General features: G+C 35.2%; 26 protein-coding genes and 1 riboswitch. All 26 genes read left to right on the forward strand.

The window, feature by feature from the left end:
- The first annotated feature begins 113 nt into the window (after window positions 1–113).
- Window positions 114–1,721: a sensor histidine kinase gene (locus tag CACET_RS19455; protein WP_052661281.1), complete on the forward strand. Its 1,608-nt coding sequence runs from the start codon at window positions 114–116 to the stop codon at window positions 1,719–1,721.
- Window positions 1,714–2,460 (forward strand): response regulator transcription factor, encoded by a 747-nt coding sequence (locus CACET_RS08840; RefSeq protein ID WP_044823963.1) that lies wholly within the window; start codon window positions 1,714–1,716, stop codon window positions 2,458–2,460. The genes CACET_RS19455 and CACET_RS08840 overlap by 8 nt, the downstream gene beginning before the upstream one ends.
- Window positions 2,461–2,902: 442 nt before the next feature.
- Complete coding sequence (locus tag CACET_RS08845; protein ID WP_044823964.1) at window positions 2,903–3,556, forward strand: O-methyltransferase; 654 nt, start codon at window positions 2,903–2,905, stop codon at window positions 3,554–3,556.
- A 3-nt stretch (window positions 3,557–3,559) separates the two neighbouring features.
- Window positions 3,560–4,807, forward strand: coding sequence for a peptidase U32 family protein (locus CACET_RS08850; RefSeq protein WP_044823965.1), 1,248 nt, complete (start codon window positions 3,560–3,562; stop codon window positions 4,805–4,807).
- Window positions 4,808–4,875: 68 nt separating this feature from the next.
- On the forward strand, window positions 4,876–6,558 hold the full coding sequence (locus CACET_RS08855) for a peptidoglycan D,D-transpeptidase FtsI family protein (RefSeq protein WP_044823966.1): 1,683 nt from the start codon (window positions 4,876–4,878) through the stop codon (window positions 6,556–6,558).
- A gap of 126 nt (window positions 6,559–6,684) precedes the next feature.
- Window positions 6,685–7,389, forward strand: coding sequence for an RNA polymerase sporulation sigma factor SigK (sigK, locus tag CACET_RS08860; RefSeq protein ID WP_044823967.1), 705 nt, complete (start codon window positions 6,685–6,687; stop codon window positions 7,387–7,389).
- Between the two features lie 315 nt (window positions 7,390–7,704).
- The gene (locus CACET_RS08865) at window positions 7,705–8,148 is read left to right on the forward strand and encodes a hypothetical protein (protein ID WP_044823968.1); all 444 of its coding nucleotides are present in this window, start codon (window positions 7,705–7,707) and stop codon (window positions 8,146–8,148) included.
- A 288-nt stretch (window positions 8,149–8,436) separates the two neighbouring features.
- On the forward strand, window positions 8,437–8,943 hold the full coding sequence (locus tag CACET_RS08870; protein WP_044823969.1) for a YqeG family HAD IIIA-type phosphatase: 507 nt from the start codon (window positions 8,437–8,439) through the stop codon (window positions 8,941–8,943).
- Between the two features lies 1 nt (window position 8,944).
- Window positions 8,945–9,811 carry a shikimate dehydrogenase gene (aroE, locus tag CACET_RS08875; protein WP_044823970.1) on the forward strand — a complete coding sequence of 289 codons (867 nt, stop codon included), beginning with the start codon at window positions 8,945–8,947 and terminating at the stop codon, window positions 9,809–9,811.
- Window positions 9,812–10,217: 406 nt separating this feature from the next.
- Window positions 10,218–10,300, forward strand: a riboswitch (cyclic di-GMP riboswitch).
- 101 nt (window positions 10,301–10,401) lie between these two features.
- Window positions 10,402–12,090 (forward strand): GspE/PulE family protein, encoded by a 1,689-nt coding sequence (locus CACET_RS08880; RefSeq protein ID WP_048407534.1) that lies wholly within the window; start codon window positions 10,402–10,404, stop codon window positions 12,088–12,090.
- 14 nt (window positions 12,091–12,104) lie between these two features.
- The gene (locus CACET_RS08885; RefSeq protein WP_044823971.1) at window positions 12,105–13,160 is read left to right on the forward strand and encodes a type IV pilus twitching motility protein PilT; all 1,056 of its coding nucleotides are present in this window, start codon (window positions 12,105–12,107) and stop codon (window positions 13,158–13,160) included.
- Between the two features lie 43 nt (window positions 13,161–13,203).
- Complete coding sequence (locus CACET_RS08890; protein ID WP_044823972.1) at window positions 13,204–14,421, forward strand: type II secretion system F family protein; 1,218 nt, start codon at window positions 13,204–13,206, stop codon at window positions 14,419–14,421.
- 42 nt (window positions 14,422–14,463) lie between these two features.
- Entirely contained in the window at window positions 14,464–14,937 is a 474-nt protein-coding gene (locus tag CACET_RS21110; RefSeq protein WP_052661282.1) for a type II secretion system protein, read from the forward strand.
- 664 nt (window positions 14,938–15,601) lie between these two features.
- Window positions 15,602–17,401, forward strand: coding sequence for a type II secretion system protein (locus CACET_RS08900; RefSeq protein ID WP_044823973.1), 1,800 nt, complete (start codon window positions 15,602–15,604; stop codon window positions 17,399–17,401).
- An 86-nt stretch (window positions 17,402–17,487) separates the two neighbouring features.
- Window positions 17,488–18,159, forward strand: coding sequence for a PulJ/GspJ family protein (locus CACET_RS08905; protein WP_044823974.1), 672 nt, complete (start codon window positions 17,488–17,490; stop codon window positions 18,157–18,159).
- Window positions 18,160–18,198: 39 nt separating this feature from the next.
- Window positions 18,199–19,836: a hypothetical protein gene (locus CACET_RS08910; protein WP_044823975.1), complete on the forward strand. Its 1,638-nt coding sequence runs from the start codon at window positions 18,199–18,201 to the stop codon at window positions 19,834–19,836.
- Between the two features lie 130 nt (window positions 19,837–19,966).
- A complete protein-coding gene (locus CACET_RS08915) occupies window positions 19,967–20,704 on the forward strand; it encodes a prepilin peptidase (RefSeq protein ID WP_242849933.1) in 738 nt (245 codons plus the stop codon).
- A 59-nt stretch (window positions 20,705–20,763) separates the two neighbouring features.
- Entirely contained in the window at window positions 20,764–21,879 is a 1,116-nt protein-coding gene (gene pilM, locus CACET_RS08920; protein ID WP_044823976.1) for a type IV pilus assembly protein PilM, read from the forward strand.
- A 20-nt stretch (window positions 21,880–21,899) separates the two neighbouring features.
- Window positions 21,900–22,463 (forward strand): PilN domain-containing protein, encoded by a 564-nt coding sequence (locus tag CACET_RS08925; RefSeq protein ID WP_044823977.1) that lies wholly within the window; start codon window positions 21,900–21,902, stop codon window positions 22,461–22,463.
- A complete protein-coding gene (locus CACET_RS08930; RefSeq protein WP_044823978.1) occupies window positions 22,450–23,766 on the forward strand; it encodes a hypothetical protein in 1,317 nt (438 codons plus the stop codon). The genes CACET_RS08925 and CACET_RS08930 overlap by 14 nt, the downstream gene beginning before the upstream one ends.
- Before the next feature lie 166 nt (window positions 23,767–23,932).
- Window positions 23,933–24,370, forward strand: a complete 438-nt coding sequence (locus CACET_RS08935; RefSeq protein ID WP_044823979.1) for a type II secretion system protein — start codon at window positions 23,933–23,935, stop codon at window positions 24,368–24,370.
- A complete protein-coding gene (locus CACET_RS08940; protein WP_082058132.1) occupies window positions 24,366–24,788 on the forward strand; it encodes a PulJ/GspJ family protein in 423 nt (140 codons plus the stop codon). Before CACET_RS08935 ends, CACET_RS08940 begins: the two co-directional genes overlap by 5 nt.
- A 16-nt stretch (window positions 24,789–24,804) precedes the next feature.
- On the forward strand, window positions 24,805–25,305 hold the full coding sequence (locus CACET_RS08945; RefSeq protein ID WP_044823981.1) for a PilW family protein: 501 nt from the start codon (window positions 24,805–24,807) through the stop codon (window positions 25,303–25,305).
- A gap of 15 nt (window positions 25,306–25,320) precedes the next feature.
- Entirely contained in the window at window positions 25,321–25,926 is a 606-nt protein-coding gene (locus tag CACET_RS08950; RefSeq protein WP_044823982.1) for a hypothetical protein, read from the forward strand.
- A gap of 66 nt (window positions 25,927–25,992) precedes the next feature.
- Window positions 25,993–26,256: a late competence development ComFB family protein gene (locus CACET_RS08955; RefSeq protein ID WP_044823983.1), complete on the forward strand. Its 264-nt coding sequence runs from the start codon at window positions 25,993–25,995 to the stop codon at window positions 26,254–26,256.
- Window positions 26,257–26,365: 109 nt separating this feature from the next.
- Window positions 26,366–26,800, forward strand: coding sequence for a type II 3-dehydroquinate dehydratase (aroQ, locus tag CACET_RS08960; RefSeq protein ID WP_044823984.1), 435 nt, complete (start codon window positions 26,366–26,368; stop codon window positions 26,798–26,800).
- Window positions 26,801–26,811: the final 11 nt, after the last annotated feature.

A 26,811-nucleotide genomic window follows, 5' to 3' on the forward strand; every position in this document is an offset into this window, starting at 1 on the left:
TCGAAGGATCTTAGTGTTAGTAAAATGACATTTGGAGAGGATTGTGGTAATAATTGTATTAAGTTAACGCCTATGGATCATGAATAAGACCCTTTATAAAAGTAGGAGATAGAATGAGAAAATCTATTAAAACGAAAATTATCATAGCTATACTTATTGTCTTTTCCATATTATTTTCTATATATCTTTATATTATAGATGGTCAGGTGAAGGAAAACGTCACAGTGCTGAATAGAAACCTTACAAAAGAAATTGTTGACGCTAGAGCATATCAAATATCTTATTGGCTTCAACAGAGGAAAATAGAATTAGAGATGATGTCTGATTGTATCATAAGCTTTGGCATGGATGAAGTAGAAGCTAGGGCCTATGTTGGAGCGGTATATAAGAAAAAAAGCAATGTTTATCTTGATATGGGGATTGTAAAATTTGGAGGTTATAAAATAAGCAATGATGGTATTAGAGAGTGGATCAGTCAGGAAAAATATTATAGGGATGCGTTGAAGGAAAATGCTACTTTTAAAGTAAGCGGCCCGGTAGAAAAAAATGGTGAAAACACTGTGGCCATGCTTTATAAAGTAGGTGGAGTAAATAGAGAAATTGAGTTTATCTATGCAGAGATTTCTCTTGAAAACTTGATGAGAATAGCTTCCAGAATTAATGTGTATGATGGCATTGGAGAAATCTTGATTAGTAATAATAGTATCCATACCAATGATAAAATCTTCTATCAAGATTTTATGAAGGAAAGCCCGATTATTTTCGAAACGGACATTGGAGCTGCTCGAGGCTGGTCCCTGAACTATTATATCCCTAAAAGAAATATAAATGAAATTAACCATCATATCCGTAAGTCTATATTAATTTTTGGAAGCATCCTACTGATGACTATACTAGCTTTACTCATCATCAGTTATACCTCTATTGTGAAGCCTATTGATCAGCTGAAAAAATTAATGAAGAAAGTAGAAGAGGGGGATTTATCTGTACGGTTAAAAAGCAATAGGCAGGATGAAATCGGCAGCCTGATTACTAGTTTTAATAATATGACACAAAAACTTGAAAACCTCAGTTATCAAGAGAAGGAAATGAGATTAAAAATTATGCAGGAGCAGATCAAACCACATTTTCTCTATAATACTCTTGATACCATTAAATGGGTTGCGATGGAGGAGAACACTGAGGAAGTATTGAGCTTGATTGATGCTTTAAGTACTTACTTTAGAATCGGACTTAGCAATGGAAAAACCTTTATTACTTTAGATGAAGAGCTAGAACATATCGATAGCTACCTCAATATTCAAAAGACAAGGTATGAGAATCGTTTGACCTATAGTATTCATTATGAAGATGCTCTGCTGGATTATAGGGTGATGCGGGTTCTTTTACAACCGATTGTAGAAAATGCTGTAGTACATGGGGTGAATAATAGAGAAAGCGGAGGGAAGATTTCTATTTTTATTACCCAGGATGACTCTGCTATCCTTATAAAGATCATGAACAATTCAGAGATGCCACTAGATAGATTAGCGGTAATAAATCATGCTTTAAAATTAGATAGACCAACAGAAACCGTCAAAGGGTATGGTCTTTATAGTGTGAACCATAGAATAAAACTAGAGCATGGGGAAGAATACGGTTTGGAACTTCAATCCCAGAAGGGATGGACCACTGCTACCATTAGAATACCCAAAATAAGAGGGGAGGGGAAAAATGTTTAAAGTTCTTATAGCAGATGATGAGCCTAAAATTAGAAAAGGCCTCAAACAATGGATGGATGAAAGCTCCTACCAATTTGAAGTGGTGGGAGAGGCAAAGAATGGCAGGGAGGCTTTAGAATTAACCATAAAAACCTCTCCAGAAGTGTTTTTGGTAGATATTAATATGCCCCTCCTGAATGGCTTTGACTTCATCAACCAGCTAAAAAAGATTTCCCCTAACAGCATCATTGTGATTATTACTGGCTATGATGATTTTCAGTATGCCCACAGAGCTATAAAACTTCAGGTGTTTGATTATTTGTTAAAGCCTGTTTCAAAAAGCGACTTTGACCATCTTTTAAAAAAGATTGTAGAAAAATTTCAACCCATCGGCAAAGAAAGTATGGAAGATGAAAATACCCAATATTCATGTATTGTTAGAGGTGTTAAAGAGTATATAGATGATCACTATAGCGATAGCCAGTTGGAGTTGTCCTATATAGCAGACTTATTTAATATAAATAAATCCTACATCAGCAAACGGATGAAACAGGAACTTGGAAGGTCTTTTGTAGAGTATCTCACGGAGGTAAGATTAGATAAGGCAAAGGAAATTCTAGAAAGTGGCGATTCTAGGTTGACAATTTATCATGTTTCTATAAAAGTAGGCTATACATCACAGCATTATTTCAGCAGGATGTTTAAGAAGGCTTATGGTATAGCACCCTTGGAGTATAGAAATAAGTTTAATGTTTTTTAGATACTCCACCCAAGTCTGCCATTCTCACGACTTCGTTTTCTAAATGACTATCATTAATGTTAACTTAAGCCATAATTTGTCATCCTGAGTGGAGCAAAGCGGAGTCGAAGGATCTTAGTGTTAGTAAAATTCTTGGCTACTCTAAGATCCTTCGCTACGCTCAGGATGACAGTTCAAGAGAAATTCAGGACGACAGTTCAAGAGAATCTTGGTAATAATTGTACTAAGTTAACGCCTATGAAATGACTATAGGATTTTTTAAAGTGCTTACAAGGTGGTTTTTTGGACTACCTTGTAATTTTTTGTTCTTCATAATATAATGAAAATTAAATTCTGATAAAATCAACCAATTTTAGAATATACAAGCATATAAAAATCTTGTAAGAGGACGAAACTAATAGTAAATGAAACAAATTCTTCATGGAATAGGAGATGTGGTATATTGAGTAATATTACAGAGGAATATGTAGAAGAATATATAAGAGAATTGTTGCCAGATCATCAAGGTCAGCTAAAGGTGATTGAAGAAAGTGCGTTAGAAAACCAAGTGCCCATTGTACATAAAGAAGTAGCAGCTTTATTAAAAGTCATTACAAAGGCATCTAGTAGTAAAAAGATTCTAGAAGTTGGTACGGCTGTAGGTTACTCCAGTATTTTGCTTTGCCAAGCGGCAGGAGATGGGGCAAAGGTCACTACCATAGAAAGAAACGAGAAAAGAGCTGAAGAAGCGAGAATAAATATCGAAACATTGCAGCTTAGCAACAGCATTCAAGTCATCGAAGGTGATGCTCAAGAAGTGTTGAACTTTTTAGAGGGAACCTATGATTTGATTTTTTTAGACGGTGCAAAGGGCCACTATAAGGAAATGTTAGAGCAGTGTACCAATTTGCTTAAAATTGGTGGGATATTAGTATCAGATAATATCCTTTTTAAAGGAATGGTGGCTAACGATGACTTAGTAGTAAGAAGAAAAAGAACCATTGTAAATCGCATGAGGGAGTATCTTCAATATATTTGTAATCACCCTCAGCTAGATACATCTATTATTCCAATAGGTGATGGTGTAGCCATAAGTTATAAAAGGTTGGAGGAATAAGTCATGAAAAGAGTTGAACTACTGGCGCCTGCAGGAGACTTAGAAAGATTAAAAGTAGCAGTGATCTACGGTGCTGATGCCATATATTTAGGAGGAGAGATTTTTGGATTAAGGGCAGCAGCTAAAAACTTTACCTTGGAGGAATTACAAGAAGGAATAAAATTTGCCCATGAGAGAGGGGTAAAGGTTTTTGTTACTGCCAATATTATCCCTCACAATGAAGATTTAAAGGCATTGCCCCAATATCTAAAGGAAATAGAAAAAGTAGGGGTAGATGCAGTGATTGTATCAGACCCAGGAACCTTCTCTATTGTCAGAGAAACTGTACCCACTATGGAAGTGCATATAAGTACTCAAGCTAATAATACCAATCACAGTACAGTAACCTTCTGGCACAATTTAGGGGCTAAGAGGGTTGTATTGGCTAGGGAATTGTCCTTTGGTGAAATTAAGGAAATTAGAAATCATATTTCTGATGAAATAGAACTAGAGGCATTTGTTCATGGAGCCATGTGCATTTCCTATTCAGGAAGGTGCCTTCTTAGTAATTATATGGCTGGAAGGGATGCAAATCGTGGAGAGTGTGCCCACCCATGTCGTTGGAATTATTATCTTGTAGAAGAAAAAAGACCAGGAGAATATATGCCCATCATAGAAGATGAGAAGGGTACCTACATTATGAACTCCAAAGATCTTTGTATGATTGAATATATTCCAGAGTTGATAGCTTCTGGAATAAATAGTTTGAAAATCGAAGGCAGAATGAAAACCGCCTATTATGTAGCCACCATTATTAGAGCCTATCGTATGGCGATTGATGCTTATTATGAAAATCCTACAGGTTGGAAATGTTCTCCACAATGGTTGCAGGAGATCAAAAAAGCAAGCCATAGAGATTTTACCACTGGATTTTATTTAGATAAGCCTGATCACAATGAGCATATCTATGGAGATAAGTCCTATATTAGAGGCTATAGCTTTATAGGTATTATAAAAGCCTATGATGAAACAACCCAAATCGCTACAGTGCAGCAAAGAAACCGCTTTTTTTCAGGAGATTCTATAGAAATTATAGGGCCAAACAAAGAAGTCATTAAAACAAAAATCGAAAAAATGTGGGACGAAGCAGGACAGGAAATAGAAGTGGCACCTCATCCTAAGCAAATTGTAAAGTTTAAAATAAATCATAAAGTAGAGCACTACTACATTCTCAGAAAGGAAAGAGAAGAAGAATCTGAAGAAAACAAGTAAGCAAAGATAAGCAGTTTAATCTCCTGTATATTTGGTGATACTAACAGAAAATACAGGGGAGTTTTTTTATGAGTAGATTACAAAAACAAAAGGAAAAAGAAGAAAAAGTTCACATAAAAAGATTATGGTTTATCGGTGCTGTTAGTACAATGATGATGGTACTATTAATGGCACGACTTTTTTATATTCAAGTAATACAGCATGATTTTTATGTAAGAGAGGTAAATAAGCAGAGACAAATTAACATTCCTGTTAATAGTGGGAGAGGAATGATTTTTGATCGTAATCTTATTCCCTTGACAGATCGTGAGGAAGAAAAAGTAGCTGTTATTTTCCCTCAACTATTTATCCTCAACGAAGAAAGTTTAGATTTCTTAAGTGAAATTACCAAACAAACAAAAGATCAATTAAGCAATAGAATTCAACATGCCAACTATCCTATAGAAGTTCCTATCGCTGTGGAAATCGATTGGAGGGATAAAAGAGTTTTCAATACAAGAGGACTATTTGTTATTGGCAAAACACAACGATATGAAAACTTTCCTCTTTTAACCCATGTAATCGGATATATTAATCAGGTAGATAGAAAAGGCATGGCAGGTCTGGAAAGGTCATTAGATGGTCTGTTGATGGGCAACTTGAATGATAGCTTAGCTGCAACATTAGATGGCAGAAAACGCTTTTTGCCAGGAGAGGGATTTACCGTTGTAAGTAACTCTATGAAACAAAATGATCTCCGACTAACTATTGACTACCATCTTCAAAAAATAATAGAAGAAGTAATGGATCGGCATCAAAAAAACGGTGCGGTTATTCTTTCAGATGTAAAAACAGGGGAAATACTGGCTCTTGCCAGCAGGCCTAACTATAATCCTAATACGATATTGCAGCATATAAATAGCAGCGGAGACGAACTTTATAATAAAGCTATACAAATGACTTTTCCTCCTGGATCTATATTTAAAATCATTGTAGCAGCTGAAGCTATAGAAAAAGGTATCGTTACTTTAGAGGATGTATTCTACTGTAGTGGCTCAGAAAAAATTGGTAGTGTTGAGATAAAGTGCAGTGCTCATGATGAAGAGGAAGGTAGAGAAATTACCTTTAAAAGGGCCTTTGCAGAATCCTGTAATTCTACATTTATTCAAATAGGACAAAAACTAGGTGCAGAAAATCTTATGAAGATGGCTAAAAAACTTGGCTTAGGTGAGACAGTGGGAATAGGACTATTAGAAGAGGAAAAGGGAAACCTGCCTAGTGATGAGCATTTGTTAGGGCCTGCTATAGGAAATATCTCAATTGGGCAGGGAACGATTGAGGTTACCCCCTTGCAAATCAATCAAGTGACACAAATTATTGCTAACCATGGTATCAAGCAGCCTTTGTTTTTATTAAGGGATATTTTAGATAATTATACTCCTGTTCAAAGTTTCGATGTGCAAAAGAGCAGTAGAGTACTATCGGAAGAAACTACTAAAGAACTGCAAAAAATGATGCAGGCTGTTATGACAGAAGGAACAGGGGCTAACATAGGAGAATATGGCAGCATTACTGCAGGAAAAACAGGTACAGCCCAATCTTCTCAAAGAGGAAAAAGCGTTTTACATGCTTGGTTTACAGGATATTATCCAGTAGATTACCCAAGGTATGTAATAACCATACTAATTCAAGAAGGAGGGGCAGGAGGCAGAGTAGCGGTTCCCATATTTAAAGAAATTTTAGAAGAAATGACAGCACTGGGTTATCAGTAACTTGTAGTGAGTGAAAAAAGACCAAGACTGACAATCTGAATTAAAAGAGTACGTGCACATATACATCTCCCCCTACATATTATTTAATGGGACCTATTTTATAGGTTTTAAGGGGGGATGATAGATATGTTATTTTTTTTAGCAGAATTATTTGCTACAATGGCAAAGCCATTTTTATTTAGTCTATCTTATATATCCAGTAACATTTCTTTTCCACAGCCACTTACATCTGAAGAAGAAGAGTTGTATCTAGAGCGCTATGAACAAGGGGATGAAGAAGCTAGGAACATACTGGTAGAGAGGAACCTTCGATTAGTAGCACATATTGTTAAGAAGTATGGAAATATAAGTTGTGATGTGGATGACTTAATTTCTATTGGAACCATTGGACTAATTAAAGGGATTACCACCTTTGATAGAAGCAAAGGTACAAGACTAGCTACCTATGCAGCAAGATGCATAGAAAATGAGATTCTAATGACAATCCGTGCCAGCAAAAAAATAAAAACAGAAGTATCTCTACAGGACCCTATTGGTGTAGATCGGGAGGGGAATGAAATATCTTTAATAGATATTTTAGGCACAGAACCAGATGAGGTACTAAATGAAGTAGAGTTAAAAATGCAGGTAAAAAAACTATACAAAAAAATGTCCAGTGTATTGAAAAAAAGAGAACTATTGGTCTTAGAATTAAGATACGGTATGTCCAATGGTGGAAGAAAAACCCAGAGGGAAATAGCTAAACTCTTAGGGATTTCTAGATCTTATGTTTCCAGAATAGAAAAAAGAGCCATAAAAAAATTATACAAATCTTTTGATATGAGGGAATAAAAGTATATACTAACTATTGGGAGTTTATTTTAAAAAAATTGATTTTGAAGTAGAAACGTAGCTTAGTGTCGAATAAAAGAAGAAAAAGAATATTCTGTAAAAACTACGAGAAAAATCTAGGAAAATGTTGAAAAATACTTATTTCCGAGGAAATGAAAAGAGAATAAATTTACTTCGTAGAGAGAATATAAGCGTCATTTCCTACAATGTTTACCACATAATCTATGATATAATAGAGTTAATCAACTGCTATAATAAACCATTTATTTTAATGTAGTAGTTTAATTAAATCTATTATATAAGGTAGGGAGTGCCATGGATCAGCGCAAAGCTTACTTAGGTGAAAGAATCTGTAGAAAATGCAAAAAAATGATACATGAAAAATCTTTACATGATTATTGTCCAGCGTGTTACAAAAAAGTCGAGGATATTTTTAATCGTATTCGGGAATATTTAAGGAAATACCCTGGTGCAACCGCCTTTGAAATGGAACAGAGGTTAGATATTCCTATACATGTCATCAACAACTTTGTCAAAGATGGTAGACTGGTAGAAATACCTAATGCCTATCTAAATATGGAGTGTCTTCGCTGTGGCTGTCTCTTGATTTCTGCCCATCATAAATATTGCCCCACTTGTGAGGAGGCTATAAAAAGAGATTTAGAGAAGGCGAAAGAGTCTTTGAGGATAGGCGTGGAAAACAACGAGGCAGCTGGGGCAAAAATGCGATACAAGACCCATATAAGAAAGAATGATTAAAAAAAACTATAACAATGGTTTAAATTCTATAGTTTTTTCTAATAATAAAAACCATAAAGAAAAGGTAAAATCAGAAACTACTAAGGGTGATTAAAGGGCTGCTATCCTTCTCAATTTGTCATCCTGAGCATAGCGAAGGATCTTGTTCCCTTTGCTCCCTTCAGGATGACAAATTGTGGATTAAGTCAATACTAATGATAATTTGGTATAAACAATTAACTGTTACCCAGAAGTGGGTTCTAATCCAAAAAACTATAAATATGTTACAGATGATGTAGAGGTGATTAAATGAAATTTTTGACGCCAGACTTGTATGTAGAATCTATACTGCATTTAGACTTAGAAAAATTAAAAGCAAGAAACATAAAAGGACTTATCATTGATATTGATAATACACTGGTGGCATGGGATATCAAGTATGCCAGTGAAGAAGCTAAACAGTGGTTACTGAGTTTAAAAGAAGAGGGCTTTGAGGTATGTCTTGTATCTAATAATACCGAGGACAGAGTAGTTACCTTCAATGAAAAATTACAGCTACCAGCCATTCATCGTGCCACAAAACCTAGACGGGGTGCTTTTAAAAAAGCAATGGAAAACATGGGGACAACTGTACATAATACAGCAGTGATTGGAGATCAAATATTTACAGATGTTTTAGGCGGTAATAGAATGGGCTTGTTTACAGTTTTAGTTGTACCGATAGAAAGCAAGGAATTCTGGTGGACAACCTTGGTAAGAAAAGTTGAAAGACATGTTTTGAAGGTGGTATTAAAGGAGCACAGGGGGGACGAGTAGTATGAAGGGGAGTATCAATGGAAAGACCAAGGCCATATGCCTTCTGGGAAATCCAGTAGAACACAGCTTTTCACCTTATATTCATAATTATGGTTTTGATAAACTGAGTATCAATTGTGTTTATGTAAATCATAAGGTGGAGGATGAACACTTAAAGGCAGCGGTAGAAGGATTGAAGGTACTTGGCTATTTGGGATGTAATGTAACTTATCCTCATAAGGTGAGGATCATGGAGTATTTGGATGAACTTTCAGAGGAAGCTAGGCTGATAGGGGCTGTAAATACCGTCAAAAACCAAGATGGAAAATTAATCGGTTATAACACTGATGGAATGGGTTTTGTAAAAGGACTATTGAGAAAAGGTATCGATCTAAATGGAAAAAAAATATGTATGCTAGGGGCTGGAGGGGCTGCTAAAAGTATAGCGGTAGCTCTAGCTATTCACTTTGACTGTAGGATAGAGATCTGTAATAGGAGTTTTGAAAATCCTAAAAAAATTCTTGATGTTATCAATAACATTAAGAAAGGGCATGAAGGAAGACATCAGTATGTGACTCCTGCAGAGTTGGATACATCTACAGTAGACATCCTTATCAACTGTACACCAGTAGGAATGGCACCGAACAAAGAGGTAATACCCTTTGGAGAAAATATAACATTTCATGAAAATTTGATGGTAAGTGATTTGATATACCATCCCTTTGAAACAGCACTTCTGAAAAAAGCAAAAAGTTTTGGTTGTGGAGTTCATCATGGATTGGATATGTTAATCGATCAAGGGATATTGGCTTTTGAGATTTGGACAGGAGAGAAACTGGAGTTTGAAAGCCTTAAAAATTTATTGTGGGAAATTCTTTATAAAAAATAGTTGATAAAGTCAATAAAGAATGGAAAATTCTTTTTATTAATTGCTCCTTTGAAGAGGGGCAATTTTTATATTTTAAATAAAAAATAAAATTGGAAAAAATTTTTTAAAAAAACAAGAAAAAATGAAAAATTAGCAGGAGTTTTAAAAAAATTGTAGAATTATATCCTAAATAATAAGTGGTAGAACTTACCAATACAAACTTTTAGACTATTCTCAATAGAAGGAAATCAACTTAACCGCTATGTTTAGTCGTGAATAGCGTAGAAAAAATTTAAGAGAAAAATAAAAAAATATGTAAATATAGGAGGAATTTCCCATCTTTGATAGAATATATTATGTATTATAGAAATACAAGGTGATAGACTTTTGCTTAACGATATTTAATAACGATATTTAAGTTTGAATTTTAAAAATTAGAACAGATGAACTACAGTTATATTTGGACGCTTAAGCTGTAGGGATGTAGTGGCGTAACCGGCTAACAATAGTATACAATTGTTAGCCTTTATTTTTTCTTTTTTTAAAAAATTCAAGAAAATTCTTAATAGCTATGTTTGAACACATTCAATAATAAAGGGGCTGGACTAATCATGATCACTAAAAATATGCGATTAGGAGATATTCTCGTTAGTTCTGGATTGATTACCGAGGAGCAGTTGAAAATCGTCCTTGATCTCCAGAAAAAAAGAGGGAAAAAGCTGGGAGAACTACTGATAGAAGAAGGCTTTGTAACAGAGAATCAGATTATTGAAGTCCTTGAATTTCAATTAGGTGTACCCCACATGAATCTAAATAAATACTATATTAGCCCAACTGCCCCCAAGAAAATCAGTGAAAACCTGGCCCGGAAACATCTCATAATTCCTATTAATATCATTGGTGAAAAGCTGATTGTTGCCATGGCAGATCCCTTGAATCTACTGGCGATAGATGATGTGAAGTTGGCCACTGGACTAGATGTAGATATTGTCATCGCTACCACAAACGATATACTAAATGCTATCAATAAATATTTTGATAATAGAGAAGTAGCAGAGCAAGCCATAGAAGAGTTTACTACACAACAAAAACCTCAAGAAATAGATGACAAAGACAGTCAACTTGAAAATGATATCAACAACGCACCTGTTGTAAAGCTAGTCAATACCATTATCTCTCAGGCAGTAAAAAATAAAGCCAGCGATATTCATATCGAACCCTTTGAGAAAAATGTCCGTATACGTTATCGTATTGATGGAGATTTAAAAGAAATCATGACGCCAGCCAAGTCAACTCATTCTGCTATTGTCACTAGAATAAAGATCATCAGTAAGCTGGATATCTCGGAGAAAAGAATACCTCAGGATGGAAGAGTAGAGGTTACGATAGAAAAACGACCTATAGATATGAGGATATCTGTCCTACCTACGGTTTATGGAGAAAAAGTTGTTATTCGTTTACTAGATAGAGGTAGTATTGTTATAAAAAAAGAACAACTTGGATTTACAGAACAAAACTTAAAACTTTTTAATAGTATCATGAAAAGTCCTGAGGGTATTGTTTTAGTTACTGGCCCTACAGGAAGTGGCAAAACTACCACTTTGTATACCATGCTACAAGAACTAAACCAAATTGATAAAAATATCATCACGGTGGAGGACCCCGTAGAATATAGGCTAGATGGTATCAATCAAGTACAGGTAAATACAAAAGCAGGAATGACCTTTGCAGCAGGTTTAAGATCCATCCTTCGTCAGGACCCTGATATCATTATGGTAGGAGAAATCAGAGACGTTGAAACAGCGCAAATAGCGGTAAGGGCAGCCATAACAGGACATTTGGTTCTGAGTACACTGCATACCAATGATACCGCCAGTTCTATTGCAAGATTGATTGACATGGGAGTTGATACTTATTTGGTGTCGTCTGCTGTAGTAGGGGTAATAGCCCAGCGACTTATAAAGAAAGTTTGCGTACATTGTAAAACCCCTTATCAGCCTACAGAAGAAGAAAAACTCATGCTACATCAAGAGGGAGAACTGCTACTTTATAAAGGAAAAGGATGTAATGCTTGTAACAATACGGGTTACCTAGGAAGAACCGCCATTCATGAGATCATGCCAGTAAACAGAGAAATAAGAAATTTAATCAATAGAAATGGTGAAAGTGACTTAATTAAGGATAAGGCGTTGGAAGCAGGAATGCTGACCCTTTTTGAATCCTGTAGACTATTGGTATTCAAGGGGATTACTACCATAGATGAATTACTAAGGGTAACTTATAGTGTAGACATTGAATAAGTGAGGTGCAAGAATTGGATATCATTCAGCTACTAACAAAGGCAGTAAAGGCAAAAGCATCAGATATACATATAACAGTGGCTTCTCCTCCTATGATCAGAGTAAACGGTAAGTTGATAAAAATGGAAGACAATAAGCTTACCCCAGAAGATACAAAGAATATTGTGCAGCAAATGATGACTCCTGATCAAGTACTATCCTTTAAAGAGAAAGGCGAACTAGATTTTTCCTACTCTAATGCCGGTTTAGGCAGGTTTAGGGTAAATGCTTACAAACAAAGAGGAAGTTATAGTATGGCTATTAGAGTGGTGACCTTTAAGGTGCCAACGATTGAAGAATTAAATCTGCCTCCAGTAATCACTGAACTATCTAAAAAACAAAGGGGATTGATTTTAGTGACAGGCCCCACCGGCAGTGGAAAATCCACTACACTAGCGGCGATGATTAATTATATGAATGAAAGTAGAAATGACCATATCTTAACCCTCGAAGACCCTATAGAGTATTTACATAAGCACAACAAGAGTGTTGTCAATCAAAGAGAGATAGGGAACGACTCCTATAGTTTTGCTAACGCACTGCGATCTGCCCTGAGGCAGGACCCTGATGTCATCTTAGTAGGGGAGATGCGGGATTTAGAAACCATCAGTATTGCTGTTACAGCCGCTGAAACGGGACACCTTGTATTATCTACTTTACATACAATCGGTGCTGCAAAAACCATAGACAGGATCATTGATGTATTTCCACCCCATCAGCAGCAGCAGATAAAAGTACAGCTTTCCTCTGTACTAGAGGGGGTAATTTCCCAACAGCTTTTGCCCAAAGCTGATGAATCCGGCAGGGCAGCCGCCTTCGAAATCATGGTTACCAATCCAGCGGTTAGGAACCTTATTCGAGAAGGAAAGACCCACCAGATGCAAACAGTGATACAAACAGGTTCAAAGCTGGGGATGAAGACAATGGATGCTTCTCTAATGGAGCTGTATCGTAGTCGTACAATTACTAGAGAAACCCTACAAAAATATGCAGTGGATATAGATATGCTGACTCGTCAAATGGGGATCTAAAGGATAGGGTTTTGTATTAAATATCAAGAAGGGTGGTGGTTGCTTGGCAAGTGCTTTTAAGTATAAAGCAGTGACTAGTACTGGAGAGACTGTAGAAGGAACCTTGGATGCTAAAACTAAGGAGGAAGCTGTCCGAATGATTCGTCAAAACCAACAAATTCCTGTGAAAATAGAGGAATCTAAGGGCAAATCAAAAGAGGTAAGAGAACTTAATCTCTTTCAGCCAAAAGTAAAGCTAAAGGATCTTACAGTTTTTTGTAAGCAATTTCATACTATGCTACAGGCAGGGATGTCCTTAAGTAACTGTTTGGAGGTTTTGATGGACCAGACAGAAAACAAAACCCTAAGGACTATAGTGGAAGATCTTTTTACTCAAGTCCAAAAAGGTACTGTATTATCAGAAGCTATGAAGAAATACAAAAAAATATTTCCACCCATATTAATCAACATGGTGGAGGCGGGGGAAATGACAGGAACCCTTGACGAGGTTTTGGGCAGAATGTCAGAACATTTTGAAAAAGAGGGCAAAATCAATGCCAAAATCAAAGGAGCCATGATGTATCCTATGATTTTAAGCATTGTAGCTATTGGGGTTGTGATCTTTCTTTTGGTATTTATTATGCCAACCTTTATTGGGATGTTTACATCCTCTGGCGTAACATTACCGCTGCCTACAAGAATACTCCTAGCCTTCAGTAATATCTTAACTACATTTTGGTATGTATTTCTGTTTGCAATTGTCGGTATAGTTTTTCTTCTACATAGAATCCTTAGTACCGACAATGGAAAAAGAGCCTACGACAGATTGAAGTTTAGAATTCCTATTGTAAAAGGCTCTATAATAAAAATAGTCACCTCTAGATTTACTAGAACACTATCATCTTTATTGTCCAGTGGTATCCCCATCATTTCAGCCCTAGAGGCTTCAGCCAATGTCACCAACAATAAAGTGGTGACAGATGGTATAGAGATGGTGGTGGAGGACATAAGAAAGGGGGTTAGCTTAGCAGCACTGTTGAAAAAAATGAATGTTTTTCCACCTATGATGATCTCTATGGTCAGCATTGGTGAAGAATCCGGTTCCTTAGATACTATGCTTTCAAAAACAGCAGACTTCTACGATCAGGAACTGGAGGCAGCCATACAACAAATGGTCTCCATGCTGGAGCCGCTGATGATTGTTGTCATGGCGGTGATTATTGGCTTTATTGTTATTGCTATGATGTTGCCGATGTTTGATATGATGAAGACGATTGGCTAAGTAAAAAAATTGAATAATATTATATTAAAGGGAGGAAGAAAAATGTTACAATTTTTTGGTAAGAAGATTAGAAATAGGAAAGGCTTCACTCTAATTGAATTGATTGTTGTTATTGCGATTTTAGGTATTATTGCTGCAATTGCTGTTCCAAGATTATCAGGTTTTCAAGAAACTGCAAAAATTAATGCTGATATCAATAATGGTAGGCTAATAGCAAATAATATTGAAGTCGCAATTGCAGAAGGAAAAATTGGTATTTCTGGAGGTGATATTACCGCAGCATCTGCTCTAACTGCTGCTGCTGATGGAGTAACTAAGACTGCTGGAGCTGCAGTTTCTGTTGCTGAATTAGGTACTATTTTACAAACACGATATTTTGGTGGTTCTACTTTACCCACTCCTAAATTAGCAGGAACTGCTTTTGTTATTGTTCCTTCAGGCAGTACATTCTCAATACATAATGGTACAGCAGCAGATGTAGTATATCCAACACCAGCTGGTAAATATGCTAATTAAAGCTTGAAGAACAACCAAGGGATGGTTCCTGTGGTTGAATACACTTAGGAAGTATTCTCTTGAGTAGAGTAAACTTCCACAGTTTAAAACAGAAGGAATGGAGCCAGGCACTTAATTTATTAAGGCACTTAATTTATTAACTTATTTATAGGTAACCAAGGGATGGTTCTTTTGAGCAAAAATGTTAGCAACAAAGTATATTTACTTGACTTACTTAAAGTAGGAAGTCAATAAATAATCATAGACTTCCCTACCAAATACTTAATTTACTTTATGAATCAATAGTCCCTGGAGGTAATCAGGGAAACAGTACTGGTAGTTTTTTAGAAACTATGAATGACAAATAAAATATGGAGGAAATATATTTCCTCCATATTTTAAAAATTAGATTTAGTGAAATGTACTGAGATGTTTTTTTAGATATTAAAAGGTATTAGCGTCAAAAGATTTTTATAGGTATCCAACGATAGAATGATTAGAAGATATTACTGCTAAAAAGTACAGTGTAACTATTTCCTGTATATCAACATAGAGCTCACACTATGTTAACTATCATTACTTTACTGACTATGATCACAAAATTATACCCAGTAAATTTCTTGCAGTTAGATTTGGGTTAAAATTATTATATAAATTGAAGTGATTAAACGAGGAGATATCAATTATGGGTAAAAACCAATATTTTTGTAATAAAAAAGGCTTTACACTGGTTGAAATAATCGTTTCTTTAGCTTTGTTGGGAATGATTGCAGTTATGATTTTGCCAATCTTTGTTTTCGGAATAAAAAGCAGTGTTTTTCATCGTACTACCATGTCAGCCGCACAAATCGCCAGTAACCAGTTAGAATGGCTAAGAACCTTGGATTATGATGATGACCTTGGATTGGTGGGGGGCTACACCCCTAGTGGAATTGTTAATGAAAACTTGTTTCAAAATAAACCCAATACTGATCCCTATGTAGTGGATGGGGTTGAATATCGTGTTAGGACCAGAATATCTTGGGAAGATGATGTTAGCATAACAGGGCGTCAGGTGGACGATGCTCGAAAAAAAGTTGATGTTGTTGTATATGCCTATAATCCCTTTACAAAAGCAGAGAGTGAATATTCGCTTCTAGGAACCATGTTCACCTTTGAGGGACAGGGGAGTCCTACTACCCCAGGGATTAGAGTGTATGTATCCTTAGGAGATGCTCCAGGAGCTGGAGTACATCGAGCGCTTATTGAGATGACAGGGGATGCGGGTAATTTGGCATTTACTGATGTTAACGGTAGGGCTGTTTTTCCTAATTTGCCTCAAGGTGTTGGTAATTATTTTATCAAACCATTATCTTGGGATTATCCCGCAAAGATGATGGTGAGGCCCCACAATGTAGAAGATCTATCTAACTATAATGACCAACGTTGGATTTATAGTCGTAAGGCAGTAGGTGTTCCAAGTGATGTTTCATTTTGTGTAGATTTTCCTGGATACCTTCAATTTTTAAATAATACAGTACCCAACATCTTAATTTGGCTGAATCCCTATGGTACCGAAGCTGATGGTATTCGTGAGCCAAATCCAGCTCCAACGCCACCGAGAAGAGTAGGGTTGACAACTTCCTTGGAGAAATTGAAGGAAAAGATCGTAGAGCTATGGCCTCATTGGCAATACGAGTATGAACTCATTAGTCCTACTGGCAGCCCACTTAATAGTTATTATTTAGCAACAAAAGAAGATGGGTTTTGGCAGGAATTGCAGCAAAAATTTTCTTTCAATGCACCTACAAATAATGTAGTAACAAAGGATGTACTTCTACATATGGGCTTTAAGTATGTAGATAAAAGTGTAAGTAGTTTAATTGAGTCTGAAAAAGTAAAGCGTGGTGACATAATAATTATTGAAGAAGATGATGCTGGTAATGAAGTGGAAAGACATGAATTACCATACATTAAGATGGAGTTATCTTTTACTGATGCATTAAGTACAACTGATTCAATTCGACTCCAATTTAGCGATGAAGAGGGTTTGGAAGGAAATGTTTGGGAATACAATCTTGAAGATAATCAAGTAACTATATTTAGAAACGAAAGTTTAGCGGATCTAGAAAACTGGGATGATTTAGGTTATATAAAGAACCATTATATTAACAGACAGGAATCAGATCCTAGAAGAGTGGATTATTCTATAGAAGGTAATCATAACAAACTGATTATTACTATTTTGGATACTGAATTTAATACTAGCGATTCTAACGGTTTCTATTCTTTTATTAATGAGATTTCGTCGAATCAGTTGTATATTAACATACCAAATCCTGAAAGTGATGACTTTGATAAAACTGTAAAATCTAGTTTTGGAGTACCTTTATGGGGTTATACACTAAGTGATGGGACAATAGATGTGTCCAATAGCAAATCATATGGCTTCCTAATGATTAAAGAAAGTAAAGAAATAGATATAGTGAAAAAATATCAACCATAAACGTATGTTCAATTTGTATTTTATGATTTAGGGTGTTAATAGGACTAAACTACTAACACTACTCAAGAAATTTGTGAGGTGATGGGATGCTTCTAAACTACAAGGAACCAATATCAAAAGAAAAACAAAAAATAGCGGGATTTACTTTACTTGAAGTGATATTGGCAACAGCACTTATTACAGTGATTTTGGTAGCTGCCTATAACATGTTGTTTTTCGGCATCTTCACCTATGAAAGTGTAAGCGAAAGTAGTCTCGTATCTGTAGAAATACAACCAGTCATTGCCCAGATTGAAAGAGACGTTAGACAGGCAAGAAAGCCCAATGATACACAAAACTCAGTTGTACGTATTGATGGTCATGAATTAATTGTACATACAGATATCACTGGGGATGGAAAACCTGAACAGATTCGATACAAGATAGAATCTGGTGAATTAAAAAGAAGCTATCGTCTTCCACAAGGAAGTCAATATCCCTATAGCTATTCAGGTAATTATAGTAATGAAAAGGTATTGATAAGGAACATTATCAACAATGATGTTTTTCCTATGCCTTATGATCCAGATCCTTTTAACCCTGCCATTCATGATAAAGAGCGTAAAGAGAAAGTTACTGAACCTGAACATGACTATAGCCCTCCTGACCATAGAAGAAAGCTGAATATAAGATTTGTTATTGATGATTCAACAGTGCGAGGTGGGAATCTTGAAATCCAGAAGTTTTTAATGTCAAGAAGTCGGGTAGAAGCTGACTGATAAACTGAGGGATTTATTTGGAAGGAGGAAGGGTTTGTTATGAAAATACTAAGAAGTAATAAAGGGTTCATTTTACCTTTAACTATGATTATTTTTCTTGTTTTAGTTATTTTTTCTTTATCAATTTTAAGATTGGTAAACAACCAAGGTGTTTTAACTGGATCATTGGTCAACACACAAACCAAGACCAAAGGAGGTCTTATTGCTCAGGAGAAAGCTCTTCAATATGCAGAGGCTGGGTATAGTGCATATTTATGGAAATTGAATGATCATGTAAATTTTTACTTAACACAAGAAAGTCAGGATATGCTAGGGGTTCCAATTCCTTATGAAAATGGCTATTATCAGCTTGATGTTACTTGGCCTTCTGATCAGGATCGTTATGTTACTATTATATCAACAGGCTGGTCAAAAGATTCCTCTGAAACAAAACGTACTATACAGGTACAACTGCAAAAAAAGCAATTTGTTCATCAGGTATATGTCAGTCAAGAGGAGGGAACCAATATCTACTTTGGTGGATCGGATAAGTTATATGGTCCTGTCCATACAAATGGCATCCTAAAAACCATGAGTAATCCAGGGCCAGAATTTTTTAACACCGTAACATATACCATTGGTTATCAACAGCAAAGTGGTGCTAATCCAAAGTTTCATCGAGGTCCCCCCCAACAAGTTGATGAACTGGTAATGCAAAAAACCAACTCTGAATTAAAGGCGTGGGCTGAATTAGATGGTACAGTGTTTATGGGAAGAACTTGCATTCATTTAGAAGGTGATAAAATTCGAGTGAAATATCCAAATCCAGACGACTATCAACCAGCAAGTTATCCTAATAATAACACTGGATATATTGAGAAGGTAATCGATATCCCACCAAATGGCGTGATCTACATTGATGGTGCGGAAGATAGTCAAGGGCGACCTATAGGAAGCAAATGGGAACCCCGCACAGGAAATTTATTTATTGCAGGTACTTTATCTGGAGAACTGACGATTGCTGCTAAAAATAATATTTATATTACTCATAGTAATCCCACTGAATGGTATGATGACCATGATTGGAATTCTGACGGGATATATTATTATAATCAAAGTGTGAGCCCTCCATCTCCACCTTCCTTTCCTGCTAACGGTGGAATTTACTATCAAAATACTGCATTTACTTTAAATCCTACGACAGGGAATGTGACGATTTCAGGCAAAGGAAAAGATATGTTAGGATTGATTGCAAATAACTACATATATATTATGCACTATGGGTGGCCAAGGGATGGATCTGATGGAAATGGTCATTATTGGAGGTATCAGTGGCGGTGGAGAAATGGATGGTGGAGTGGTTTTTTGTGGCAAACTTGGAATCCTGGAAGATGGGAAAGGTATAATCATGATGATAGAAGATATGATGTGGCTCCTACCAACATACATATCCATGCTACAGTATTTGCTCTAAATCAAGGTTTTGGATTTGAAGAATATACCCGGACACCAGGGAAAAATATGATTTATTTATGGGGAAATATCACTCAGTATGAACGTTATGCAGTAAGACAGGGCTCTAGTGGCTATGGAAAACAATATGTTCATGACCCACGTATGTTTTATCATTATCCTCCCCATATTTTGGAGCCAGTTAACTCTGGTTGGGAGGTAAGAGATTGGAAAGAACTCAATTAGCATACCACAGGTGGATGGCGATATCAGGCGGGAAAGATAAGGCTATTCATAGCACTACTATTTGTTCTTGAAATAGATACTATAATTGAAAGGTTGGATTTATTTGTACATATATAGCATTATTTTTTTGGTGGGAATAGTCATTGGCTCCTTTTTAAATGTATGTATCTATAGAATACCTGAAAATCAATCCATTGTTTATCCTTCATCCCACTGCTCAAACTGCCATAAACCTTTGAAGCCTACGGATTTAATTCCTATTTTCAGTTACTTGATATTAAAGGGAAGCTGCAGGTATTGTAGTCATAAAATTTCCCTACGATATCCCATGGTAGAGTTCCTGACCGGTATTGTTTTTGTCTTACTACTTTATAAGTACCACTTGAACATTGATTTGATTTTTTATCTTTTATTGTTCAGTATTTTAATTTGCATCACCTTCATCGACTATGATCATCAGATCATACCTGACGGACTTGTATTATTGGGTTTTGTAATAGGCTTGATCTATAAACTTGCTTTATATTATTTTGTAGGTACACCTATAGAGGTTCTAAACAGTTTATTAGGATTTTTAGCAGGTGGAGGATTCTTTTTATTGATTGCTGTTATTTCAAATGGTGGCATGGGTGGAGGCGATATTAAGCTGATGGCCATGCTGGGATTTTGGTTTGGTTGGCGAGATATTATTCTTATTTCTTTTCTGTCTTTTATAATAGGAAGCGTTATCTCTATAATGTTATTGACTACTAAAATAAAGTCACGAAAAGATGCCATACCCTTTGGACCCTTCATTGGAATAGCTACTTTAATTGTGATCCTTTATAAAAATTATATTTTAATGCATTACATAAATTTATTTATGTAATAGCATGATTTAATAAAACAACTAACAACCATGAACCATAAATAAAGGGGTGAGAGCTATTGAAAAGATTCAAGTCGTTTGGCAAAAATAAAGAAGTACTGGCGCTTGATATTGGGAGTCATAGTGTAAAGGCTGTTGTGGGCAAATATGAAAAAAACAAAATAATTATTTATAATGCCTTTACTATACCGATACCATTTGAGTGCTATGATGATGGAAAAATTATCAATATGTTGGAATTAAAAGAAGCTTTAAAAAAAGCATTAGAAGAAAACCAGATAAAAACCAAAGAAACGATTTGTACTATTGAAAGTACCTTTGTTATTACAAGAGAACTCTTGCTGCCGGTGGTTCAAGAGGAAGAGTTAAAGGAAATGGTTCACTATGAGGTGGAACAGTATTTACCCATTGAGCTAGACAAGTATGTTATACAACATAAAATTATTGAAGAGCTTACGGAGGAAAATGTAAATAAGTATAGAATACTAGTGGCCGCTCTTCCTATAGAAATAGCATGGGATCATTTTGAATTACTAGAGTTTTTAGATTTATCTCCTGTAGCCTTAGACCTTCACTCTAATGCCATCTGTAAGCTTTTGGATGCCGATATCATGATCAACAATACAGAAACTATTGAAAATAAAACTATTGCTTTAATTGATTTAGGACATAGTCATATCAATGTAATGATTATTGAAAATGGTGTTTATAAATTCAATAGGCTAATGGATTTAGGTTCAGGTAGTATGGATATGATTATTGCAAACTACTTAAATATTGATTTAGATGAAGTCCAAAAGCAGAAAGCCGCAATAAAGAATATAAGCGCTGGTATGGAAGAAGCGGCTGTTTCAAATGAACCAGTACCTTTAGAAAAGTCTATTGCTACGGATACTGTGTTGGATGTGGTAAAAAGCAGCTTAGATAATTGGGTTGATGAAATCAATAGGGTATTTAAATATTATACCAGCAGAAGTGCAGGTAATAGGATTAATAGCATTTTTATTTATGGAGGCAACACTGGCTTTAAGGGATTAGACCAGTATATGACGAAGGTCTTTGGTATTACCACTGTTAAGGTGAAGGAAATAAGTAGTATAGAAGTTTTAGATCAATCAACTGCAGATGCTTTGTCAATGTATCTTAATGCAATAGCTTCTTTAATTAGAAAGTGAAAGGAGGGAGTCTAAGGGATATGAGGGACTTAAATTTTTTTGAACCATATATACAACAGCCAGAAAAAACCAGTAGTAAGCGTCTAATGGGTTTAGTTGTTTTAGTTGTTGTAGCTTTTATAATTGTTTTTTATCCTGTAAAGATGCTTTATGAAGTGAAGGCACTGCAGGATAAAGTTCTTTCCTTTAATGCAGTAATAGAGTCCCCAGAAACCATCAGTAAGCTAAAGGTGATAGAACAGAAGGAACTTCAACTGATGGAATTAAAGGGAAAAGAAGTGCTTTTTAATAGTTTGGAAACTAAGATTAATAGTCAAACAATGACCAACGACTTACTAATTCAATGGATTTTGCAAGAGGTACCTAATGATGTGTATTTCGACGAATTGAATATTACTGAAAATACAGTTCAGGTACAGGGTAGAGCTAGCCATAAGTTCCCAATTGCTCAAATTGAGCACAACTTACGTCATTCAACTTATTTTGATGAAGTATTTATTCCTTCTATTGCATATAAAGATGGTCATTATAGTTTTTCCATTACATTTAAGGCAAAGGATGTGACTGCTGATGATGTTGAATAGACGAGAAAAAGTTTTAATAGGTTTGTTGCTGGGTGCTGTTATTTTGGGGGCGTATTATAGGTTTTTAATAATGCCTCTTCATACTGCTTTGGATCAGGTGAAGCTAGAGAAGGAAGAAACAGAGGTTGAATACTTGGTGGTACAGCATAAACTTGATTCTCAAGCACAATTAAGTAATCAGATAAATGATTTAAATAATGAAATTGCTAGGCTTGCTGAAGGTTATTTTGGAAGTATTGAACAAGAAGATGTTATTTTATTGTTTAGTGACTTTGTTTTGGAAAAAAACATGAAGGTCTCCTCTTTGTCCTTTTCTAAATCCACACTGGAGGATTTGAACAGTGTAGAAGAAGATCAAGAAAACCCTGGTGAAGAGCAGATAAAGACAGAGGTCCTTTCAGTACAGATGGGTTTCGAGGGGGATTATAGGGGATTAATTGATTTTCTAAAAACCGTAAGAGAGTATGATAAAAAAATTATTGTAAAGAACTTAAAAGTTAACAACAGACAGCAGGGACCATTGTCTGGAAGTCTTTCATTGGATTTTTATAGTGTTCCTGAGGTGAATAATTATTTCCCTAAAGAAAACAGTATTTTACATTATACCAGCTTTTCAGAGTCTGACTATGAAAAGATATGGAGTCCTCTAAAGGTTCTTGATCTTTTTAATGGGGGAGGGCACGTGCCTTGGATAGCAGGAGGCAGTGCACCCAAGAATTTAAACACCTATAACTTAGGTAATAAGAGTTTAGCCAATGAAGGTTTAAGCAGCAAAGAATTGGATGCCTTAGATGTCAATGAAAGTCTTAGAACAAGGACACTTCTTTATAATTTTGAAGGCAACAATTCCTTTTTTGCAGGTGTTCCACGGGATATTGTTGGTAATGCTTCTTTATTTACAACTTCCTTACAGGGAAATTACTCTACAAAAGTACAATATGATTTCATACGAGATAGAGATTACAATGCTGCTAACTTAATTCTTGAAAAAGAGTCCATCACGATTGCAAGACAGCCGGAAATCTTAGCAATATCTGTTTATGCCTATGAGACCAACTATCATAATATAGGCTTTATATTGGTTGATGTATCAGGTGGGGAATTTAATGTGCCTTTAGCATATGGGGTTGATTGGGGAGGATGGCGTACGATAGAAAGAACTTTACCTGCAGGAATCGTTTATCCAGCAAAAATTCAAAGGATTTATATAGAGCAGGGCGAGACTTTAGATCATTTGAAGGGAAGCTTTTTGTTTGATAAATTAGAAGTTCTTTATGCTAGTACTTCTGACTATCCAAAGTAGTTTTTAAGAAAATAGGGCTTGTAGGTTATTTCCTACTTAAGTCCTATTTTTTTCACGATAATACAAATATTTCCAATTTAAGAAGGGTATAGAAAAAATGTGACGAATATTTAAATTATTGTAATATTTAGATAAAAACCGTTTTCATGGAGGTGGGTAAGGAAAAATGCTTAGAAATCAAAGGGGTTTTACTTTGATAGAGTTGGTCATTACCCTCTTTCTTTTAGGAATTTTAGTTTCAGTGACTTTTCCTACCTATAATGGTGTATACGATAGATTTCTTTTGCAAAATACTGCTAATGAAATAAAGAGTGCCCTTTATTTGGCGCAGCAATATAGTTTAGATGAGTCAAGGGATTATTGCTTCGAACTATTTCAAGATATTTTTAGAGTAAGGGAGCAAAAATTTGGAGGGAGGGTTGTTTATAGACAGAAAATAGATGAAACCATTAAGGTGTTGCCAGGTTATAGCAGTGATGCCACTTATAATTGTCATGGGACAAGCAGCTATAGCAAATTTGTACTAGGAAATAAAAAGGGAGAAAAGATTTATATAGAAACTATGTTAGGAACCGGTAGAGCGAGGGTATCGAAGATTTATTAAGGAGGAGAAAAGTGGGGTAAAAAGTAAGAAGGGGTTTACCTTGATAGAGGTCTTAGTGGCTATTACCTTAGCAGGAATAATGATTACCAGTATATTTTCTATACTTATGAGTATTAACAGAATGCATCAAAGAAGTGTAGCACATTACGAAATCAGTAAAATAGCACAAAGTGTAATGGAAGAACTAAATTTTGCTGAAGTTTTGGAGGATAAAGATTTTGATGAGGAGAACTATGCTATAGAAATAACTAAAGAAAAAATAGATGCTATAAAAAAGGGTTATAGAATTAGATTGAAACTGCAACATGTCTCCTTGAGTACTGAGTATCTATTATATGGTTACGTTAAGGATAGGGATGTCATAGCTAGAGAAATTTATTATGAAATACCTATAGAGCCTTGGGAATTGTTAGATTAAAAAGAGGGAGATAAACTTGAAAATTTTTTGTAGTAATCAAGGGATTACTTTGCTAGAGACGATATTGGCAATGACTTTATTTGCTATGATTATGATGGGCTTAATCATAATTTTAATGCAGAATATTAATTATTGCAGAGAATATCAAGAAATACTAGCCACCAAGCAAAACATACGTTTGACTTTAAACTATATTGAAAAGCGTATCAGAGAATGTAATCATCAGGAAATCATTTATCATGCTGAAACTCAAACGATAGAAGGGAAAAATAACTTAAAAGAAGAGGTTTGGATTGATTTAAGCGGCAATATAAGATATGACAAAAATACTCTCCTCTATTTTAATAGGGCTAGAGGGGAATTGAGAGTCAATAAAAATAAAGAGCATAATGTTTTAGCTATAGGAATTGGAGATATTATTGCTAGAGAGATTATAGAAGGAAGCCTAATAGAAATAGAAGTTATTGGAGCGGATATGGATTATTCAGTAAAAACAAAGCTAAGATTACGTTATTAGTATGGAGTAGATGGCATGAAAAAACATTTAGAAAATTCAAAAGGGTCCATTATTGCTTTTTGTTTTATAATGGGTACAATTGTAATTATGCTGGCTATATCAACATTAACGATTTATACCAATGATTTTATTGCTGTGATATCTAATGGTGATGCCGTAAAAGCATACTATTTAGCAGAGATAGCAGTAGAAGAAACATTATGGGAGATCATGAAGACTACTGAGACGTTAATTTTTCTATATTTTTCGGACTTAAAAGAACATAAAGTGAACTATCTAAAAGACAAAGGAAAAGAAACTTATCAGGAATATCATCCTTTGATTTTTAATAACTATTTACAAAGTCACTTAATCAATAAATTAACAACTTATAAGAAGCAAAACAATCATCCTTTCTTAGATTATGGACATTCCCACAGATATGAAGTTGATTTAAAATATGATGTATTACAAAAGATAGTTATAATAGAAGGTACAGGTATATATAACAATGCCAGAAAAAAGGTGAAGTTAGAGTTAGTACTGCCCTATCAAATACAGGAGGGGATAGATGCTTATGACCTGCCCAGTACCAAAATATATCCATTAAAAATCAGTGGATATCATCAAATTGTTTTGTAAGTTTTGTAAAATATAAAAAAGCTTGTGTCTTACTATAATAATGGAATTTGTAAGGAGGAATAATTGATGGAAGTTAAAAATTATATGGAAGTTGTAGTAAACCAATTGTTACCTGGTATTTTAAAACGTTATAAAGATATATGTGGCTGTGATAGGTGTATAGCAGATATAAAAGCTATCACATTGAATCTTCTACCACCAAAGTATGTGGCAACTGAATCAGGAGAACTCTACCAAAAAGTCAATGCGTTATCAGTACAGTTTGAAGCAGATGTAACCAATGCTGTTATTCAGGCTATAAATAAAGTGAAGAATAACCCTAGACACTAGTGGGGATAGAAAAGGTTAGCATGGTTAAAATAAATCAAAAAACTATTCAAATAGAAAAAAATGTGGTATGATAATATAGAATTTTACATAAAGGAAGTGTTTAGAAACTTTGGAAAAATATTTAGTAATTCATGGACCAAATTTAAACCTTCTTGGAACAAGAGAGCCAGAGGTTTATGGTACAGTGACTCTACAACAGGTGAATGAAAGATTATTAGCGGAGGCTGAAAAAAACGGTGTAGAATTGGACATAATTCAAAGTAATGATGAAGGAGAAATCATTAATTTATTACATAAGCACAGGAGTCTACAGGGTGTGATTATTAACCCAGCCGCCTATACTCATTACAGTGTTGCTATTCATGATGCCATAAAATCCATCAGTGTCCCTGTAGTAGAAGTACATCTAAGCAATATCCATAGCAGGGAGGAGTTTAGGAAAAAGTCTGTTACAGCAGCAGCCTGTATTGGTCAAATCAGCGGCTTCGGATATCATAGTTATATATTAGGACTCTATGCACTTATTCATCATAACCAATTATAGCTTAGTGTAGG

The organism is Clostridium aceticum, assembly GCF_001042715.1.
Taxonomy (GTDB): domain Bacteria; phylum Bacillota; class Clostridia; order Peptostreptococcales; family Natronincolaceae; genus Andreesenella; species Andreesenella acetica.